Genomic DNA, 1,524 nt, shown 5'->3' with positions numbered 1-1,524 from the left:
GCTTTGTGTTTGATAATGGGATTGTTAGTATGAAGCATGAGAGTTACCTCGCGTTTTGTTTAAGGATTAGACACCCATATCAAAACCGGTAACTCTCAACCTTTCAAGGTCCAGTGTCAGATCTAGTCGCGACTAATACAAGTAATTCACGCCGAGTGAAACTCGTCCAGCCTTATAAGACGACATATTGGTATCTACGCCGACTGCACCCGTTACACTCAGGTTCGGCATCACCGTGCCTTTCACGCCAAATTTGAATTCAGCCCGATCGGCAGGCATTGGTTCCCGTACTGTCGTGTCATCCATGCGCATTGTTTGTGATGATGGCACATGCCACCAGTTGGCTTCAATGAACTCCTGCATCAACGTTTGGCCATTTCGGTCCAGTCTGTCTTCATAAAGCCGGACCCCCAACCGTGTGGTGGCGCTGTTATCAGACATATCAGATGCTACTGAGCCGCTGGCCGTTGTGTGATCTTTTGCGCGATACAGGGAGTAAATGATCTGAGCCTGTGGCTCTAGGTAATACCGTGCCGTGGGTGATTCAGTTATCTTGAGTTTATATCCGCTCTCAATGGACATTGTCGTGTTGTGCGAGCGATAACTCTCGGTACGTTGCCCCTGGCCTGTCACGTCGTTGTCAAATCGCCCATGCATCAACCAGGTATCAATATAGGTGCCGGTTTGCGGATCCTGGTGGCCAAACCAGGTGCTATAGATTCCTGCGCTGTAGCCTTTAACGCTGTGGGATGAACGTGAGACCTCATCCTCACTGTTGCCGGAACTAGTGCCGTATTGAGCCATCAGCACAACCCGAATGCTGCCGTCGTGCCCGTCACTGAAACGTGCGATGTCACTCCCTCCGTGTAGCACCCAGCGCCTGTCTTCTGTTTCCTGGTTATCAACACCATCGTGTTGAACCATTGAGCCCTCCATGCGTAGACAGGTATACGAATCTTCTTGCCCCGGCACCTGCCACTGTCTGTCACGCAGAGTATGTTTATGCATCGTCATTGACGATTGGCGTTCTTGCAGGTATGGGCCAACCACAGGTGAAAGTAGCGAAACCAAATACCAATCTTGCGCCTCTCCACCATCGCCTCCGCGTTTTAAACTGTAATTATATGCACCAACTTTCAATATCCCTGTACTGTTGTACCCGTCGGAGTTGGGGTCAAGTTGAAAAGCGTCAGCACTGGTCGCACCGCCATTTTCAGTTTGTACCAAGGCAACGCCTTTGTTGGTGAGCCCTCCCAAGCTATTACCTGTTTTTACCAGAAGTGATGTATGGCCCGAGGCGTTGCAGCCATCAATGATCAGGCGATCAGTGGGGGATGCATCCCCGCTGAGCAAGGTATTGACCACAATGATCCCGCCATTCCCCAGGCTTTGTTGAATAAATCAGAACTTGTAACGACTGCGCCCCATACTGGTCGATTGTTACGTGATGCGAATACTGTTCGGCATTCCTAATAGCGTGATCCGGTTAAGCGCTTTGACCATGGCCATGGCTTCACCCACCTG

At 50.5% G+C, this 1,524-nt stretch carries 1 protein-coding gene and 1 pseudogene; both read right to left on the bottom strand.

What is annotated here, in order from left to right:
- Positions 1 to 132: 132 nt before the first annotated feature.
- Positions 133 to 1,386 carry an autotransporter outer membrane beta-barrel domain-containing protein gene (locus QZ506_RS11650; RefSeq protein ID WP_291971224.1) on the bottom strand — a complete coding sequence of 418 codons (1,254 nt, stop codon included), beginning with the start codon at positions 1,384 to 1,386 and terminating at the stop codon, positions 133 to 135.
- A gap of 54 nt (positions 1,387 to 1,440) precedes the next feature.
- Positions 1,441 to 1,524: pseudogene (locus tag QZ506_RS11645) on the bottom strand (lipoprotein); the annotation flags it as partial.

This window comes from Candidatus Symbiopectobacterium sp. (genome assembly GCF_020054415.1).
In the GTDB taxonomy this organism is placed as follows: Bacteria; Pseudomonadota; Gammaproteobacteria; order Enterobacterales; family Enterobacteriaceae; genus Symbiopectobacterium.
Note: the sequence above shows the minus strand (reverse complement) of the source record. Positions and strands in the feature narration are given on the sequence as shown.